A 17,580-nucleotide genomic window follows, 5' to 3' on the forward strand; every position below is an offset into this window, starting at 1 on the left:
ATGAAAAAAGGGATAATGGGGATTTGTATTTTGTGTTTATTATTAAGCACACACATCGTTTTTGCAGAAAACGGTAATTTAAATTTAAATACGGATTCTATTTCTAACACGAAACAGAAATCAGCGGGTAACAGTATTGAAGAGCTTTATGCGCCTAATCTTTTCTTGAATCGAACGCAAGATGTTGTTGATAAGGAACATCAAAAAGAAAAGAAGATGCTAACAACCGCCAATCATTCTGTTTTTAAAGCTGATGGTAAGAAGACGACTTATTATCACTTAGATACTGAGAAGGTTACAGCAAAGCAATTTGTTAATTATCATGTTGATGAGAGTTACAAAGTTGCTAAAGATGATCAAGCTCAGAAGAAATCGTATTTGAATTCGATTACTGTTTTTTGCTTTTTTATTTTGATGACAGGATTGGGAATTTTTTTGGGAAGGAAGCGTCATGGCATTCGACAACATTGATATTACAATTGCTTACCAAGATAGACAGATTGATTTAAGGATTTCACGAGGTTTGTCTCTTGTTAGATTAGAAGAGCTGTTGAGAGAATTAAATATTTTATCTCGGTTAGGTTTTGTGGAAAAAGACAATCAAGCTTGGAAACTTTGTTTGAAGAATAAGGCGATTACTTTAAATCGTTACGAGATGTTAGTTAATTTTCCGTTAGGAAATGGGGATATTTTGGAGATTAGAACTTATGATATTTGAGGACAATCATTTAAAATTTGTAGAAAAAGACAATCAGTTAATTGTAACAGTGCAGCCAGTCGATTATGATCGAAAAAGCCAAGCTTTTATTGAGGAATATGTTCAGGCGCAGGTTTCATTAACTGAAACTGGTGAATTGGTGCTGTCATATGATTTACCTGCCTTTTCAGAGAGTCTTGCTGCTTGTATAGCAAAGGCAAACACGGATCTAGAACGTTATTCTCTGGCGCAAAAAATCGCTACAATTACTGTTAAGCCAAATGATTTTAATGTTGCTTACCCACATCCGCAAAATATTTATGTTTCTGGTAATGATGTTAGATTAATTCATTATGGGATTAGTCATATTTTAGCACCACAAGTTTTTGATATAGAGCACTATTTGAAGGTTTACAAAGCTTTAATAGCTTCAATTTTGCTTCCAAAAGTTGATTTTGAATTGGCTGTTGAAGGGTTAGATGCTGTTCGTGAAACAATCGCTGAAAAAATTAATGCCTTTCAGTCTGTTGCTGAAATTAACCACTTTATCAGTGAAGAATTTCATCGTTTAGAGCAAAAGAATAAAGAAAGTAAGGTTCAAGTCAATAAAAAACAATGGCGTGCTTTATTGGTTGGTGTGATTGTTTTAGCGGTGTCAACCTTAACACTAGGCTTTTTCACCTATAAGTCATATTCAAGAGATTTACCTTTGAAAAATGCTGTGATTGATGCCCAATCTGCTTTTATGGCTACTGATTACGATAAAGCCATTGATACTTTGGAGCCTTACAGTGTCAATCGTCTTCCTAAATCAGCCAAATATATTTTAGCAACAAGTTTTGTAAAATTGGACAATCTGAGTTCTGAACAAATGGAAGCTGTTTTGAATACTATTACCCAGTCTTCAGATGAAACGATTTTAAATTATTGGATTTATTTAGGGCGTGGTGATTTAGAAAAAGCACTAGATGTAGCTCAAAATATTGGAGATACTCAATTAATTTTGCACGCTTATACGAATCTATATGAAAAAGTGAAAGCTGACACGAAAATGAGTGGATCTGAAAAACAAAAGAAACTCACAGAATACGAGAAAGAAATTAGTAAGCTTTCTAAAGAACTTGGAGAAACAACAGGTTCAAAATCTAACGGGGATTAATGATTTATGATTCAAAATGATAATGTAACTTATTACCACCATCTTGGGGATTATTTGGGAGACGAGAGTCAGTCACAGGCTTTTTTGTTGAGCTTGTCTGATAAATTATTATATATGCGTTTCTCAGAAAAATTTCCATTGATTTTTGATGGAAATCACTACAGCCTTAGTGATGGTGAGATTTTTAGAAATGGTCAGAAGATAACTAGTCAAAAAGTTTTGGGAGAAACAGAAGATTATTATTTTTTGAGACCTGAAACAGATATTTTTACGCTTTATGTCTACCCACCACATGAAAATTTTGTCTTATCTTCATCTGATACGGCAGATATTCAGTTGGAGGGTGAAACAGTTGTTTTATTTTCTCAAGGCAAAGTCTATGTTGAATCTCCTAGTACTTCTTTGATTTATGTTAATGGTAATCGTGTTAGCGGCAATGTATCATCACCATTTAATGTTGGAGATTCTGTCTTTGTTGAAGATTATTTAATTGAACGTCGTCATCATCAATGGAAAGTAACACGTCTTTGGAAGAAGCCTGAGTTTAGACAAGTTGAAAACTTCTTGTTCCAAGCGCCGATGAAAGAATTTCCAAGTGATTTCCCAGATTATCACAGAAGTCCTCGAATTATGCCAACTATCTATAGTGATGCTATCGTGCTTGACAGTCCAATGCAAGCCAATTCAATGGGGCGTAATTCTCTTCTTCGTGCTATTGTTCCACCACTTGGAATGTTTGGGATTACAGCATTGACGAGTTTGGTTAGCCGCAGAAATCCTTGGATGATGCTTGGTATGGGTGGTTTTAGTTTGTTAACTGCTGGAATGACACTGACACAGTACTTCCAAGATAAAAAATACTATAAAAAACAAGAGCTTATCCGTGTAGAAGATTATGATCATTATCTGTTAAAACAAATTTCTAAAATAAGTCATTATCATAACGAAGAAAAAGATATTTTAAATTACAACCAGCCTGATATAGATACTTTGGCGAAAATGGTATTTGATTATGATTCTCGTATTTATGAACGTATGAATTATAATGCTGACTTTTTGCAAGTGTCTTTAGGGACTGGTGATATTGATACTAAGTTGAAGCTTCAAACTTCTTTTAAGGAGCAAAGCAAGGACAAACAAGCTATTTTTGCCAAAAAGACAGTTGAAAAGTATCGAAAACAACATCAAGTTCCGATTACCTTGTCACTTAGCCAAGCGACTGTTGGTATTATTGGAACATACGATACAACTTATCCTGCGATTTCAAACCTTTTGGTTCAGTTAGCGGTTTTCCACAGTTATCAAGATATTAATTTTGTGATTCTGGTTCCTGAAGAATCTTATGCTAGAGATTGGTATCAATGGCGTTTCTTGCCACATTTTAAACTTCAAGAGCGTAATGTCCGTGGTATTGTCCATGATGCACGTAGTCGAGATGCTGTTTTAAATGCACTTTACCAAATTATTCAAAAACGTATGCAGCTCAAGCGTGAAATGGGAAGTAAAGATGTTCGTTTTGCACCTCATTACGTTGTGACGATTTTTGATGATTCTTATTTGGCTGGGCACAGTTTAAATGAATATTTGGCTGAAGATTTGACGGAACTAGGTGTCACGGTTATTTGGATTAAAGAAGCACAGCGTTTCTTGCCAGAAACTGTCACAACTTTGGTTGAATATCAAAACCAAAATGTTGGCCAAATTATCAATGATAATGGGGAATATCTAGCACAACGTTTTACTCCTTATCCAGAAAGTAAAAATTACGAAGCCATTGCTCGAACATTGGCTAACTTACACCATGTGGAAGTTGAAAAAAATTCTATTCCTAAATCAGTTACTTTCTTAGAACTCTACAAGGTGGAAAAAGTTGAGGAATTACAATTAGCAGCACGTTGGGCTAAGGCAGATACTTCTAAGACGTTAGCGGTGCCGTTGGGACTTCGTGGTCGTGATGATATTGTTGAATTGAATCTACATGAACGTGCTCACGGTCCACATGGATTGGTTGCAGGGACAACCGGTTCAGGGAAATCTGAAATCTTGCAGTCGTATATGTTATCTCTAGCTGTTAATTTTGGTCCAGAAGATGTTGGCTTTCTACCTATTGACTTTAAAGGTGGTGGGATGGCTAACCTTTTTAAAGGTCTTCCACATCTTATGGGGGTCATTACGAACTTGGATGGTGCAGCTAGTGCGCGTGCCCTTGCTTCAATTAAAGCGGAACTCCAAAAGCGTCAACGTCTTTTTGAAGCCTTTGGTGTGAACCATATTAATGGTTATACTAAGCTTTACAAGCAAGGAAAAACAGCTACTGATGGAGGGCATTACCCAACAAAACCACTTCCGCATCTATTCTTGATTAGTGATGAATTTGCAGAATTGAAGGCTAATGAGCCTGAGTTTATGTCAGAGTTGGTTTCTGCCGCACGTATTGGTCGTTCCTTAGGTGTTCATTTGATTTTAGCAACCCAAAAACCATCTGGGGTTGTTGATGACCAAATCTGGTCAAACTCACGTTTTAAATTGGCTTTGAAAGTATCTGATAAATCGGATTCAAATGAAATTATTAAAACACCTGATGCAGCTAGCATCGTAGAGCCTGGTCGTGCTTACCTTCAAGTCGGAAATAATGAAATTTACGAACTCTTTCAATCAGCTTGGAGTGGTGCAACTTATCAACCTAATAAATCTGAGAAAAAAGAAGAAGTTGATGACCGTATTTGGTTGATTAATGATTTGGGGCAATACGAATTATTAACAGATGACCTTTCTTTGGAAGAAGAACTTAGTGTACAAACAGAGAAGAGTCAAACAGAATTAGAAGCCTTGGTTGATTATATTTCAACCTATTCACAAGAAGCTGGAGTAGAAATTCCAGATAAACCTTGGTTGCCTCCGTTGAAAGACAAAATTATTTCTCCTGTTTTAGCTATTTCTTGGTCTGACGAGAAACATTTGGCGGTGCCATTTGCGATGATGGATGTGCCATCTGAACAAGCGCAACGTAATTTTGATTTTGACGTTGAAGAATTAAGTCATACGGTTATCTATGGTTCTCCTGGTTTTGGGAAATCTGTTGCTTTGCAAACTTTGGTAATGAACTTTGCTCGTCTTAATACGCCAGAACAAGTACAATTTAATCTTTTTGATTTTGGTACGAATGGTTTGTTACCGTTGAAAGATTTACCTCACGTTGCAGATTTGACACGTTTGGACGAAGAAGAAAAATTATTGAAATTCTTAAAACGTATCGATAATGAATTGAAGACCCGAAAAGATTTGTTTGCGCAATACAGCGTTGCTAGTCTTGCTCAATATGAGCAAAAAACAGGCCAAAAACTTCCGGTCATTCTTACTGTCATGGATGGTTTTGATGCTATTAAGGATAGTCCCAAAGAAGAAGTTATCGAAGCTTGTATGAATCGAATTTTACGAGAAGGTTCAAGTTTGGGTTGCTATTTGATTGTGACTGCTTTACGTGCAAATAGTCTAAAAATCAGTATGTCAAGTAATGTTTCAACTAAGATGGCTTTATTCTTGGTTGAGGATCATGCTGTTAAGGATGTTATCGGACGTAATGCTTTGATTCCACAAGAAATTTTTGGACGTGCTCAGGTGCACGATGATATGCCATATGAAATCCAAATTTATCTTCCAAGCGAAGGTGAGGAAGATATTGAGCGTTTGCGTTATTTGGAAGAAGAAGTGGCTGAAATGGATAGAGCTTGGACAGGACAACGTCCGAAAGCTATCCCAATGCTTCCAAATGATATTAGCCTTTCTGACTTCTATGGCAATGATTATACGATGACAATGATAAATCATTTGCAAATGCCGCTCGCCTTTGATAAGGAAACAACAAATGTCGTTGGCTTTATTCCTGAAAAACATGGTTACTTTGTTATTATGGATGATACGCCAACGCAAACACGTTTATTTGAAACCATTATTATTCGAAATATGGCTTACTTTAAAGGTCACGCGCAACGTATCGTCTTTGATCCAGATCAACGTTTTGAAGGAGCTGTAGAAAGCTTTGATTTGGTAGCATCAGAAGGAAGTTATAGCACGGTTATGAATGATTTGCTTGGAGAAATGAACTCACGTTCTCCAGAAAATGCTAATCAGCCAATTTTCGTTTACCTACCAGATGCTCATACGATCAATGATAAGTTGATGTTGTCAAATAGTACTTTAGATACTATTTTGAAAAAAGCAGCTAAAGTTAATATTTATTTTATTTTCCAAGGTCATCAAAAAACAATCGAAACACGTTTTGATGACTTTAACAAACGCTTAAGATCAAATATTCCAGCTGGGATGTTTGGTACACGATTTGCAGATCAAACCATTATTAAAGGTCGAACACGTTACGGAGAGCCTCTACTAGAAGCAGATGAAGCACAATTCTTTGAAGGAAGAGAGGTTACCCGCGTTAAAATACCTAAGGGATAGGAGAAAAATGAAAAAAGTTAAGATTAAACCAAGTATTGTAGTGATTGCTTTGAGTGTTTTTATCTCAATTTTGGCAATTAGCTCAGGAGTATTTGTCTATACGCAAGACAAGGAAGTTTCTGTAACTGATAAAGCTAAAAAAGATGAGCGATTGACCGTTGCTTTGGTTAATGAAGATGCAGGTGGTAACTTAAATAATGTCAATTATAACTTCGGTCAAGAATTCACGAATTTATTAACCAATGCAGGGGATTCCAAAGAGAACTGGGTTACCATGCCACGTAGTTTAGCTGAAAGTAAATATAGTGATGGCAGTGCAGATGTCATTATTTATATTTCAAACGACTTTTCAGACAAAATTCTTCAGTTGGAAAGTTTTAATCCGTCACAAGCTAAAATTGGTTATAAAGTTAAAAAATCAACAGACACTGTTAAAGAAAAAAATGTTGAAAGCCAAGTAGGGACATACTTGAACTTGATTAATCAACGTGTGATTAAAATGTACTTCTCAAGTGTTATTGGTAACCTGGACGATGCCAAACGTAATGTCGCTAACATTGTTAACGACCAAGAAACAAGTTACACAAGTTTGTCTAACTACATTTACACACCATCAAATGAAGCTAGTCAAAATCTTAGTGGTTTGACAAGTTTCGCTAATTCTCTTCAATCAGGCAATAAAGCTTTTGAAGATAGCCAAGCAAACTTCACCAAGGGCGTCTTTGAAATGCTTAATTCTACAAGCAATGGTTTAAATGGTGAGTTGCCAGAAGTCAAAAGTTTTGTTGATCTTCAAGCAGATATCGCTAAAAGTAATGTGGCTACTGCTAATTCAGCTATTTCTGATCAATTTAAAACAGATACTGATTTGTATAATCATTTAAATGACAATGCTGTTAGTAGCTTAAATAAATTTTACGCCCCATCACCTATTACAAGTGAATCAAATGGTGGTGAGACTGTTTATAATTTATTTGCTAATAGCATTTCAGATTACAATAGCATTATTGAAAATTACCGTGGACAAGTTGAAAATACTCGTAATCATTTAACAGATTTATTGAACCAAGTTCAAGAAACACGTTCAAAAGTATCAGCACAATACTTTAACGGTGATTTAGGACTTGATAAGAATAATTATCTAAACATTGGTAATCAAGCAGATCGTAAGTCAGCGATTAAAAGTGACGTTCAAAATCAAGTGACTGATCAACAAGTTAAAGATGCTCTTGCTAATCAGATTAGAACATCGCTTGGTGGTACTCTTCCGTCAGAGTACGAGGGTGAAATTGCTAACCTTATGGGAAGTATTGATGTGAATGGCGCTGATTATAATGCTCTCTTTTCAAAATTAGAAAGTATGGGAGCTATCACATCTGCCGAAGTTGCTAGCTATAAAGCTAAGTTAGGATTACTTAGCAAATACCAAGCAGTCAAAGGGGTGACAACTGCTGGTGGAGCAACTTATTCATTTTTAACTGCTGAGGATGCTAAACCTAGCCAATCAAACGTTGTTTCTATCAATGTAGCTCCAACATCAACACAAGTAACAACGACAACTAAGGCAGCAGACCAAGCTGAAAATACTTCTGAATCAGCATCAAAAGATGATCAAGCAAAAACTACAGAAAACACTGAGACAAAACAAGATGCTACAACTGTTGCGATTACAGATGTTTCAGGAGGAAGCGTTGCTTTTGCTGATGACTGTTCAACAAGTAAACAAATCTCAAGTGCTCAAAACCTGAAAATTGCTTATACTTTTGATTCACTTGCAGTTGGAACTCATACGATTAACTTTAAGTTGAAAATTGGTGATAATGTTATTCCAATGACTTATACAACATTTGTAACGGATACTGCAGATGATGTTGCTTTGGTTAAAGATGATTTGAAAACTATTTTGGCACAGCTAAATAATATCAGTACAGCAGCAGCTATGGTTCAAACATTATACGGAGAACCTGGACAAACTGATTTTAGTAAAGTAGATGTAGCCAATCCTTCTGCTAACTCAGTTGTTAAAATGTACGGTAATTTGACTTACGATAATATTGCAGGTCTTGACGTTGATAATTACAAAAATTCAGGTGTTACTTTGTACACTGAATTAACAAATGAAATGACAGAGTTGCAATCAGCTATCAATGACTTGCCAGGTCTATCTGATGATCGTTTACCTCGTAATTACTTTGCTCAAGGTTTGCAAAACTTAGTAGCGTGGTATAATTCAGCTGCAGATAGTTTGAATGCTGAATATTCAAATTGGTCACATAATCAAGCCAAAGAACTTAATGTAGCTCCTTACGGAAGTGGTAATGCTGACGGCAATAGCCTTTATGTTGATGCTTCTAGTGGAGATGCTCTTTATAGCAGTATTTCAGAAATTGTTAAATCAACATCAGATAATGCGCAATCAACAACAAGTAACTATCAAGCTTTGGGAACAATGACAGATGAATTTACACAATTAGTTTCTCAAGTTGATACCATTCAAAAAGATGTTGATGATACCATGGCAAATACTAACAAGCTTATCAGTAGCCAAGCTGGAAATATTAAAGACAGTACAACTTATGCTACTAACTTCTCTAAAGTGCTCAAAAATGCTCGTAGTGGTGGTACTGATAATGAAGCTGTTATGAATTTCTTGTCAAATCCAGTGAATATCACGAAGAAAACAACAAGTGGTGTCGTTGCAGAAAAAGATAATACCATTTGGATTGTTGTAACAGCTATTGTTTCAAGTATTTTATCAATTATCGTGACTTATTTCTTAACAAAATCAAGTAAACCAAAATCTAATTAAGCAATGATAAGTCCAGATGCTTTTGGCATCTGGATTGTCTTGCATTTCTTTAAAAAAGGGGAGATTGCCGTGGGAAGCAAAGAAGCAAAACATTATCAAAATTGTGCTAGTACTTGTCGTAGTCATAGTAGTAGTTTACGTTCAAATCGAACAGCTGCTATGGACAAAAAAGAAAAATTGGAAAAGGCAAAATCTAAAATTACCAGTGAATTAAGTCAAATCTCTAGTCAAAAATCGACCTTGTCGACTTTAAATAACGTTGACACAGGAAATTTTGTAGGTGACCGTCAAGCTAAGTATCAAGGAAAAATGTCGGCGGCACTTCAAAAGTTATCAACTTATAAGACAAGCGAAGATGATAATTTGACATCTATTAATAATAAAATTGCTGAACTGGAGACTACGATTTCAAGCTTAACCTCACAAATCAATAGCTGGGATCAACAAGCTGTGATGTATGATCGTATGGCTGCAAGTAGTATGTAAGGGGAGAATTTATGGCAAAGACGGGAGTAGATTTAGAAGAGTGGAAGAGTCTGACCGATGGCGTTGCTTCTTCAACAAAAGGCATCAGTAAAATAAAATCACTGACATTTACAGAAACAACTTTAAAACCATTTCTTGATTTTCATAAGAATATTGATAAATTTAATGCATCAATCAAGAAATTGAAGACTTTTACTAAAGATGATGCTGATAAAATGTATAAAGCTGGTAAAAATAAATCAGATGATGATGCTAATGAAGCTAAGCACACACGTAGTAAGGGAGGCAAATAATGCAGGATGAATGGATTGCATTACTTAGAGAAAGTTTGAGAAAACTGGATATTTCGGATGGCGACTTAGCTTTTTTAGAAAATTTAGCCTTAGTTTTTTCTGGACACCCTGATGTCTTTACGGCTTGTCATCTGGCTTTTCTGGATGAAGAAAATGAATATCATTATCACCCAGTCATTGGAGCACCTTATGAATTTGAGTTTGATTATGACTTAGCTCAGGTGACGATTAGTAGACCAGATGGTCAGTTACAGTTGTCGTTGCCACTGTTTCAAGCTTTTCTATCCTATGTGGACTTGCTCTTTGGCAAAATCTATCCTTTAGGTAGCATTGTTGAGCTTGATAAGGAACTTTTGCCTGAAGATTTAGTGACAGCTTTTGCTCGGGAAGATATGGATTTTAATGTTGTTATTACAGGACGCCGTGCTTTGGTCAATAATCAGACCGCTTATGCTGATTATATTGGCTATGTCTGGCCGTATGGCATGGATTTTGAGACGCAACCGCTTTTGATTAGTAATCTTTTTGTTAAACGTGTGATTTCAGAAGGTTATACGGATGCGCGTGACAAGTATTATTGTGATGAAGAGTTACGTCGAGCTTATTTTTATGATAAAATTTTCTCAACGTTGTATCCAAAGGGAGAGATTTATGAAGATTAAGATGAGTGAGGTAATATCGCAGCGCGATAGCCTCAAAAGCTCTATCAGCCAAACAAAGAGTCAACTATCAAGCGCCAAGAAAAAGTTAAAAAGCGCAGCCAATTCAGAGGCTCTAAAGGGTGATGTTAAAGATGCGATTGATAATAAAATCAATAACTACCAAGTGCCTTTGCTGACGAATTATGTGAATAGCTTAGACGTTATCTCACAAGGTTATGATAACCTTATCAGCACTTTTAAGAGTATTGTGAGTGAAAATAGCGACTCTGCCATTATTGACACAGATGTCTTGCAACAAATGGTGGATAAGTTCGATTCACCGCTAGAGCAATTGAAGACAAGCTCTGACGCGATTAACAAGGCAATTGATGATGTCGCAGACATTGTCACACTAACTAAAGTGACAACAGACGATGCCGTATCAGAATTCAAAGGTGCCAAAAAAGTCCTAACTAACACCATCAAAGACATGGGAACTTTCAATAATACCCTCTTCACCAGTGAAGCAGGCGACATCCTAGACGAACAAAATACGCAAATTGGAAGCTTATCTAACCTAGGAAGTAGCTCATACACCAGCAAAAAAGCAAAAGATTTCTACAAGAAAACAGCTTTTAAAACAGAAGTTAAAGAAACTAGGCTTGTTGTTAGCGGTAAGGCTAGACGAGACCAGCTAAAAAACGAACTCGCCAAGAATTTGTATGACTCTAAATACAGTGGGTATATGGTAGAAACAAATTCATTACCAACACCAATTTTGTTAACATTGGAGAAAAGGGGCAGCGACTATTATAAAGAATTCCAAAAAGTTATGGATAGTGATGCGGCGAAATATTTAAGTGAAGCTTTTAAACTTTTACCAAGTAAATTTATTAAGTCTATAAAACAGTCAGAAGGCTTTAAAGAAATTATGTGGAGATTGGCAAAATCTGGTGAAAAAGGAGAAAAAGCTGCCACTTACGTTCTTAAAGGATTAATGAAGTACGAGGAATTTGGTAATGCAGCCAAAAATACTAAATTAGGAGCAATGATTTCCGGGACATCTAAAGTATTTGATGGTGCTAAAAAGGTGGCTGATCCTCTAAAAAGCATTGTAAAAGAAGGTTTGAAATCCACAAAATTTTATAAAGCTATTTCAGAAACAGCAAAAACTGGTGGTGAAGTAAGTGGAACTTTTAAAATTTTAGGAAAAGGAGTGAAATTTGCCGGGAAAGCTGCCACGGTAGTAACTTTTGCGGATGTAGCTGTTTCTGGTGTTTCTGGTGGGGCTAAAGAATTTGCAAAGACTAAAGATATCGGCAAAGGTGTTATTGTTGGGACCTTCTCAGCAGTTAAAAGTGTAGGACCGTTGGAAGGTGCAACCATTGGAGCAGCGGTTGGAGGAGGGTTCCCTGGAGCAGTTGTGGGAGCAGGTGTTGGATTAGGAATATATATTCTTGATAAGACAGGAGTGCTGGATACTGCTGAAGACTTAACAATGAAATTTTATGATAAAACTAAAGAAAATATAGGAAAAACAGTTAAAACTGTTGGTAAATCTATATCAACTACATTTAGTGGAATTGGAAAGGCAGTAGGTGTTGGATGACTAACATGAAAAAATCAATATTTAATGCAAGTTTTGAAGAAAGTCTTAATTTAGAAGACGATGGATTTCGAAAACTTCAGCAAGAGCAACATGATAAATTAGCACGGAAAGTTATTAACGGGAAGCCAACATTTAGTTTTAAAATGCAAGCTTTTATATTAACTTTGCTTTTCCCAGTCTGTTTTAATTATTTATTGTCAGTCGCTTCTACCGAATTAACAAATAATCAATCAAATGGATTACATCTTAACCCTTCTAATTATAATTTCTTAACATGGCAGGTTTATTTGGTTTTGTTGTGTATATGGTTATTGTTTGTAATCGTTGGGAAGTATTTCAGTCAGGTATTTATTTTACCATATCGTTATCAATTCCATAATTTTACCTATATGGTTATTTTATATATTGAATTAGATTTGCTAATTTTAGGACTTCTACTTTCTAATCTGCCATTTTGGATTGTTTTAGTAATAATGATTATCTGGATAATTTTAATATATTTTATGGTATCGGTAGAATTAAGAGGAGCTCGGAAGATAATATATAGTGAGACTAATGAACTTAGAAAAATTGATAAAATAGCAAAGCTGATATCAATGTATGGTATGGGGCTATTAGGAGTTGCTGTTATTATTAAGCAATTAATTTCTGTGTTTTCAGGAAAAAATTCGAATTTTTTAGAGAATATTGGAATATTATTAGCATTACTAATAATGAATATTATAATGCCTGCAGTTGTAATATTTATAGGAACTCCCTATTTTTTACAGGCTTATTACAAACTCAAATACCCTGAAGAATACCGTGAATGGGAGGGTAAATCTCTTGAAGAATGGTATGGAAAGAAATATTTGAAAAAACACAAGGAGCTACTAGAACATGAATAAATCAAAAGAATTGTTACCACTTGGAAGTATTGTTTATCTTGAAGAAGGAACACAAAAAATAGTTATTGTTGGTCGTGGGGCCATTTTTGAAGATCCAGAAACTGGTGAACAAGTCTTTGCAGATTATATGGGGGCTCTTTATCCAGCAGGTCTTCAAACAAATTCAACATTATTCTTCCAACATGAGAATATCGATGAAGTTGTTTTTGAGGGCTATCATGATGATGAAGAGGACAGATTTTTAAAAGTTTATCATGAGTGGGAAGAAAATTTGAAAATTCCACGAAAACAGATTGATTGATTTTAAGGCGCTTTTGCGCTTTTTCTGTAGGTGTTAATGATAGAAGCGACTGTTGGTAGTATCACAGCACCTTACTTGGTGGGTAAAAAATACTATAAAACTGCTAAAAAGTGGGCAACCTCAGCTTATGCTGAATATCGTTTCTCAGAAAATGGAGTAGGAAGTACAATTATTAAAAAATCTGATAAAACAGTTGATCATGTTTTAGATTTTATTTTTGGAACGAGTGACATTTTGAAAAAGAATGAGCACCACAGTATTGTTAAGTTTCATAGTGGGAGAGTCACCAAAAGTTTTGAAAAAATCATGAAAACACTTGGTGAAACGGATTATTCAAAAGAAGTCAGAAAGTCATTAAAAACAATTGAAAAAGATGGCTTAAAAGGGGTAGCTAAAGCCAAAGAAATTGCGAAAGGTGTTGTAAGAGGAACAAAATCTAATGTGATTTCTGAAGCTGAGGAAGCATTTAATACAAAAACACTTAAAAATGTGATTAAGGCTACCAAGAAATCTGGTAGGATCACTAAAGGTGTGAAAACAGCGTTTAAGGAATCAAATGTTGGAACAGCTCTAAAAACTGGTTCAAAATTTGCGAAGGGTGTAGCTGTTCTTAATGTTGTAGATGGTGTGGTTGAGACTTTTGGTAATGTTGAAAAAAATAAAACCCAAGCTAAAAGACAAGGGTTACACGGAGCAGAAGTTTCAGCCAGTGTAGCGACAGGTTTTGTTGTTGATGCTGCCAAAGCCACTGTTAAAGGAGTCGCAAGTACGGCTGCAGCTACAGCAGGAGCGGCTGCTGTAGGGGCCTTTGCGACAGGAGTTCTTGGCCTTACAGCAGCTCCTGTACTAGTAACAGGAATTGTAGCAGTAGGAGCTGCTATATTTGTAAGTAATAGGATTGATAAGATTGATAAGAGTACTAATCTAACTAATAATGTAAAATCTAAAGTTAACTCTTTTATTAAAGGTTGTGGTGATTTTGTAAAAGGAATGAAAGGTTGGAAATCATGGACTTAAATTTAATTAGGCGTCTAAAAATATTGTTAAAATATCAAGGAGAAAATATTAAAAGCGGTGTGAGTCGAATTGGAAATTATACGGGACTGTTTATATTATATCCTTTCATACTCTGGAGTTTTTTTACAACAATGAATACTTCAGAACTCTCGCTTAATTTAAGTAAGTCTATTTTTTACATTGGTCTTATTGTATGGGGGGCTGCACTTTTATTGACAGTCATAGATTGTTTAAAAAAGAACCAATTTCTTGTTGGACTTTCAACGTGCTTGATGTATATTTATGGCATTTTTACATTACCAATCTCTTCAACGGCAGCTTGGGGAGATGGTAGATTAAATTTTGTAGCTTTGCAAGAAGTATCAATTATTTTATGGCCAATGATTTATTATATTATTTTGGCTTATTTCATGGTAGATAAAGAAGGGCGAGTTTTAAAAAATGATAAGGAAAAGTTAATTTTTGCTTATATTATGATATTTCCAATTGCTTTAGCTGTTGTTGTAGCTGTGCCAATGATTTATTTTATTTCGGAATATTATTATATTTATTTAGCTTGGGGATTAGAGGTAACATTTTCTGTTTATCTAGTAGCTATATGGCAATATGTTTTTTACCCACTCCGTCATAAGTCTGACTTAGCAGTTGCTTCAGAAGTACAAAGCCAAACAGTAGATGCATTGAGTGATACGTTACAAGAACAACATTTTGATAAAGATGAAATTAAGGAAGATTGATGGTCACATGGGATTAATTGAGCGTTTAAAAATACTATTAAAGAATCAAGAAAAAAATGTTAGATGTGGAGTGAGTCGTAAAGGAAACTTAGGAGTTTTGATTTTTCTTTATCCATTAATATTTCTTATGATTTATGCAGCGTTTGATGATTTGAAATTACCAGTTTTCTTTGAAAAGTTTGTCTTAGATTTGGGAGTTATTATTGGAATTGTTTCAATTCTGCTAACAGTTTGGGACTGTTTTAAGAAAAATCAATTTTTAGTAGGTTTATCAGCATATTTTATTGGTGTGTATGCCTTTTTTACTTTGCCTATTTCGGTAACAACTGCCTTTAGTAATGGCAATTTAAACTTTATTCTTCTACAAGAAGTTTCTATAACTTTGTGGCCACTATTAATGTGGTTGTCAATGGCTTATTTTACAATAGATTCAGAAGGTAATATGGTCGAAGGTAGGCTACAAAATAAAATACTTGGCAATCTTTTTGTTGCTCTAGGAACTATTCTATGTATCTATGGGCTTGTTGAATTAAGATTATCAGATACCTATCTTACATGTGTTATTTGGGGATTTGAACTAATAGTTGGTTTAAGTTTAGTGACTGCATGGTCGTACATCCTCTACCCACTCCGTCACAAGGATGATGAAGGTGCTGATTTGACAGAAGCTTCAGAAGTTCAAAGTAAAGCAGTGAATGCATTAAATGAGACGTTACAGGACAAACGTTTTGATAAAGAGAGATTTAAATAAAAGGGAGTTAAAATGATTGAAAAAGCTATTATTAAGCAAACACATTTGGTGAAAAAGACGGTTCGTATTGAGGCAGATCAGTTGCCAGCTTTATTTGAATATACAGAGTATTTGCCATTTGAATTTGGTATTTATAAAGATGGTCCAACATTCTTTGAAATCACACCATCACAATTTCAAGAAGAAAAACAGACTTATGATGTTTATATTCCGATTAATACAGAGGTTGCCTCAACTGATGATTTTACGTATGTACCGAGCCTAGAAATTAAAGGTGTGCGTAAGCGAGTGCCTTTTGAGGAAGGTCTTGATGAACATTTAAATAGTATTAAAGATTATATGAGAGAAGAGGGATTAGCTATTCCTGACAAGCTCTTTTTGATTATTACACCTGTTTATGGGCAACTATTTGCGGATATCATTGTTCCAGAGGAGAATTGAGATGGCAGAGCTTTTAGAAGGACGTAATCAGACTTTAACCTTGTCTAATGTTTGGAGTATTGACTATACTGTTGAAGCAGATAAGATTGGGATTGCTTTTAAAGATGCTTTAGATAGTATCACAGCTGCGGGCTATACTTTAAAAACGGACTTGTTTTATTCAACGCCACAAGTAGAAGGACATGACGGTATGTTAGATATCACGGTTTATCTACCAGTAAATGAAGATTATTTGGGAGAAGAAGTTGAGTTAGCAGAGTTTAATAGCTATTTTTCGATTTCGACCATGTATGGTGTTCGCACTTCAAGTACGAAACCTGAAGATTTTGATAAGGCTTTGGATAGGTTGCAAGCAATGTTGTTGGAAGATAAGTGCCAAGAGGCTTCACCAATCTTTTTCATGTCTTCAAAGATTAACGGAACAGTTTATACAGATATTAGAATAGGTGTTCGTTTTGAGTAAATCAAAAAAGCAAGAAGAAACAGTTATTTTAGAACGTTACCATGGACCTTTAATCACGAACGGTGTGGAACTAGGGTATATTAAAATAGTTCCGTGGCTATCGCTTCCTTTTCTAATAATTTTCTTTATTATTGGGATCAAGCATTGGTATGCAGATGATTTGGGTATGTTTAGGCTGGCTTTTGGATGTGGAATTGTTATTAATTTGCTAGGAGCAGTATTTTCATTCTTTGATGAATTTATTTTAAAACATCGCTTTTTAACATATATATTAATAGCACTTAGTTTTATTTCGTTGTTAAATTGGCTTGATTTTATCGGTTTGGTATTATTTATTTCTAAAAATAATTCTACAGTTCCATCAGATTTTAGTATATTTTCTTCTAAGTTAGTATTATTTTTTATTATTTTAACGATACTCATTTCTTTTATCATGACCTTCTTTGTATATCCATATTTCTACAGACGAGATCGTCGTACAAATGGTGCATACCGAGAAAAAGAATCGAAATTTAATAGTTACGATAATAAGTTATTCTCAAGTAATTTTTTGCTTATCTTCGGTTTGGTTGTCTTTGTTCCACCACTTTTAACAGGTTACTTGGAGAATGTATTTGGGCTAGTTATCGGAATACTATTTTCACTTGTTTTTCCAGCTTTGGTTGTAGACGCTTTTTATGCGGCGCTTTATGCCAAACAACATCCAGAAGAGATTGATGAGCTTTAAAATATTATAAATTGCTTAGCTATCAATAATTTGGGGATAGGTTGTTAATAATTAGAAACTTTAAAATCAATGTTCGTTTTGAGTAGATACAAAAAAGCTAGAGA

The 17,580-nt window shown here is 35.0% G+C and carries 17 protein-coding genes; all 17 read left to right on the forward strand.

Annotated features, from left to right (window positions below; genetic code table 11):
- The 17 genes from BLP98_RS05460 (at nucleotide 1) to BLP98_RS05545 (ending at nucleotide 17,476) form a co-directional block, all read left to right on the forward strand.
- A complete protein-coding gene (locus BLP98_RS05460) occupies nucleotides 1-471 on the forward strand; it encodes a type VII secretion protein EssA (protein WP_074482295.1) in 471 nt (156 codons plus the stop codon).
- The gene (locus BLP98_RS05465; protein WP_074482296.1) at nucleotides 452-718 is read left to right on the forward strand and encodes an EsaB/YukD family protein; all 267 of its coding nucleotides are present in this window, start codon (nucleotides 452-454) and stop codon (nucleotides 716-718) included. The genes BLP98_RS05460 and BLP98_RS05465 overlap by 20 nt, the downstream gene beginning before the upstream one ends.
- Entirely contained in the window at nucleotides 708-1,856 is a 1,149-nt protein-coding gene (gene essB, locus BLP98_RS05470; protein WP_074482297.1) for a type VII secretion protein EssB, read from the forward strand. Before BLP98_RS05465 ends, essB begins: the two co-directional genes overlap by 11 nt.
- A 6-nt stretch (nucleotides 1,857-1,862) precedes the next feature.
- Nucleotides 1,863-6,314, forward strand: coding sequence for a type VII secretion protein EssC (essC, locus tag BLP98_RS05475; protein WP_074482298.1), 4,452 nt, complete (start codon nucleotides 1,863-1,865; stop codon nucleotides 6,312-6,314).
- Nucleotides 6,315-6,321: 7 nt separating this feature from the next.
- Nucleotides 6,322-9,123 carry a type VII secretion protein EsaA gene (gene esaA / locus BLP98_RS05480; RefSeq protein ID WP_074482299.1) on the forward strand — a complete coding sequence of 934 codons (2,802 nt, stop codon included), beginning with the start codon at nucleotides 6,322-6,324 and terminating at the stop codon, nucleotides 9,121-9,123.
- Nucleotides 9,124-9,192: 69 nt separating this feature from the next.
- A complete protein-coding gene (locus BLP98_RS05485; RefSeq protein WP_074482300.1) occupies nucleotides 9,193-9,609 on the forward strand; it encodes a YwqH-like family protein in 417 nt (138 codons plus the stop codon).
- 11 nt (nucleotides 9,610-9,620) lie between these two features.
- A complete protein-coding gene (locus tag BLP98_RS05490) occupies nucleotides 9,621-9,902 on the forward strand; it encodes a variable surface protein mvspG (protein ID WP_074482301.1) in 282 nt (93 codons plus the stop codon).
- Nucleotides 9,902-10,564 carry a DUF4176 domain-containing protein gene (locus BLP98_RS05495; protein WP_074482302.1) on the forward strand — a complete coding sequence of 221 codons (663 nt, stop codon included), beginning with the start codon at nucleotides 9,902-9,904 and terminating at the stop codon, nucleotides 10,562-10,564. Before BLP98_RS05490 ends, BLP98_RS05495 begins: the two co-directional genes overlap by 1 nt.
- Nucleotides 10,554-12,152: a T7SS effector LXG polymorphic toxin gene (locus BLP98_RS09315; protein ID WP_159427429.1), complete on the forward strand. Its 1,599-nt coding sequence runs from the start codon at nucleotides 10,554-10,556 to the stop codon at nucleotides 12,150-12,152. The genes BLP98_RS05495 and BLP98_RS09315 overlap by 11 nt, the downstream gene beginning before the upstream one ends.
- Before the next feature lie 5 nt (nucleotides 12,153-12,157).
- Nucleotides 12,158-13,039 carry a hypothetical protein gene (locus BLP98_RS05510; protein WP_081341170.1) on the forward strand — a complete coding sequence of 294 codons (882 nt, stop codon included), beginning with the start codon at nucleotides 12,158-12,160 and terminating at the stop codon, nucleotides 13,037-13,039.
- On the forward strand, nucleotides 13,032-13,340 hold the full coding sequence (locus BLP98_RS05515) for a DUF4176 domain-containing protein (protein WP_074482304.1): 309 nt from the start codon (nucleotides 13,032-13,034) through the stop codon (nucleotides 13,338-13,340). The genes BLP98_RS05510 and BLP98_RS05515 overlap by 8 nt, the downstream gene beginning before the upstream one ends.
- 36 nt (nucleotides 13,341-13,376) lie before the next feature.
- The gene (locus BLP98_RS05520; protein ID WP_074482305.1) at nucleotides 13,377-14,357 is read left to right on the forward strand and encodes a hypothetical protein; all 981 of its coding nucleotides are present in this window, start codon (nucleotides 13,377-13,379) and stop codon (nucleotides 14,355-14,357) included.
- On the forward strand, nucleotides 14,348-15,094 hold the full coding sequence (locus BLP98_RS05525; protein ID WP_074482438.1) for a hypothetical protein: 747 nt from the start codon (nucleotides 14,348-14,350) through the stop codon (nucleotides 15,092-15,094). The genes BLP98_RS05520 and BLP98_RS05525 overlap by 10 nt, the downstream gene beginning before the upstream one ends.
- A 7-nt stretch (nucleotides 15,095-15,101) precedes the next feature.
- Nucleotides 15,102-15,845, forward strand: coding sequence for a hypothetical protein (locus BLP98_RS05530; protein WP_142349360.1), 744 nt, complete (start codon nucleotides 15,102-15,104; stop codon nucleotides 15,843-15,845).
- A 12-nt stretch (nucleotides 15,846-15,857) separates the two neighbouring features.
- Nucleotides 15,858-16,286, forward strand: coding sequence for a hypothetical protein (locus BLP98_RS05535; RefSeq protein WP_074482307.1), 429 nt, complete (start codon nucleotides 15,858-15,860; stop codon nucleotides 16,284-16,286).
- A 1-nt stretch (nucleotide 16,287) separates the two neighbouring features.
- Entirely contained in the window at nucleotides 16,288-16,749 is a 462-nt protein-coding gene (locus BLP98_RS05540; protein ID WP_074482308.1) for a DUF5085 family protein, read from the forward strand.
- Nucleotides 16,742-17,476 carry a hypothetical protein gene (locus BLP98_RS05545; protein WP_074482309.1) on the forward strand — a complete coding sequence of 245 codons (735 nt, stop codon included), beginning with the start codon at nucleotides 16,742-16,744 and terminating at the stop codon, nucleotides 17,474-17,476. The genes BLP98_RS05540 and BLP98_RS05545 overlap by 8 nt, the downstream gene beginning before the upstream one ends.
- Nucleotides 17,477-17,580: the final 104 nt, after the last annotated feature.

Origin of the sequence: Streptococcus equinus, from assembly GCF_900104225.1 — a bacterium.
Classification (GTDB): Bacteria; Bacillota; Bacilli; order Lactobacillales; family Streptococcaceae; genus Streptococcus; species Streptococcus equinus_D.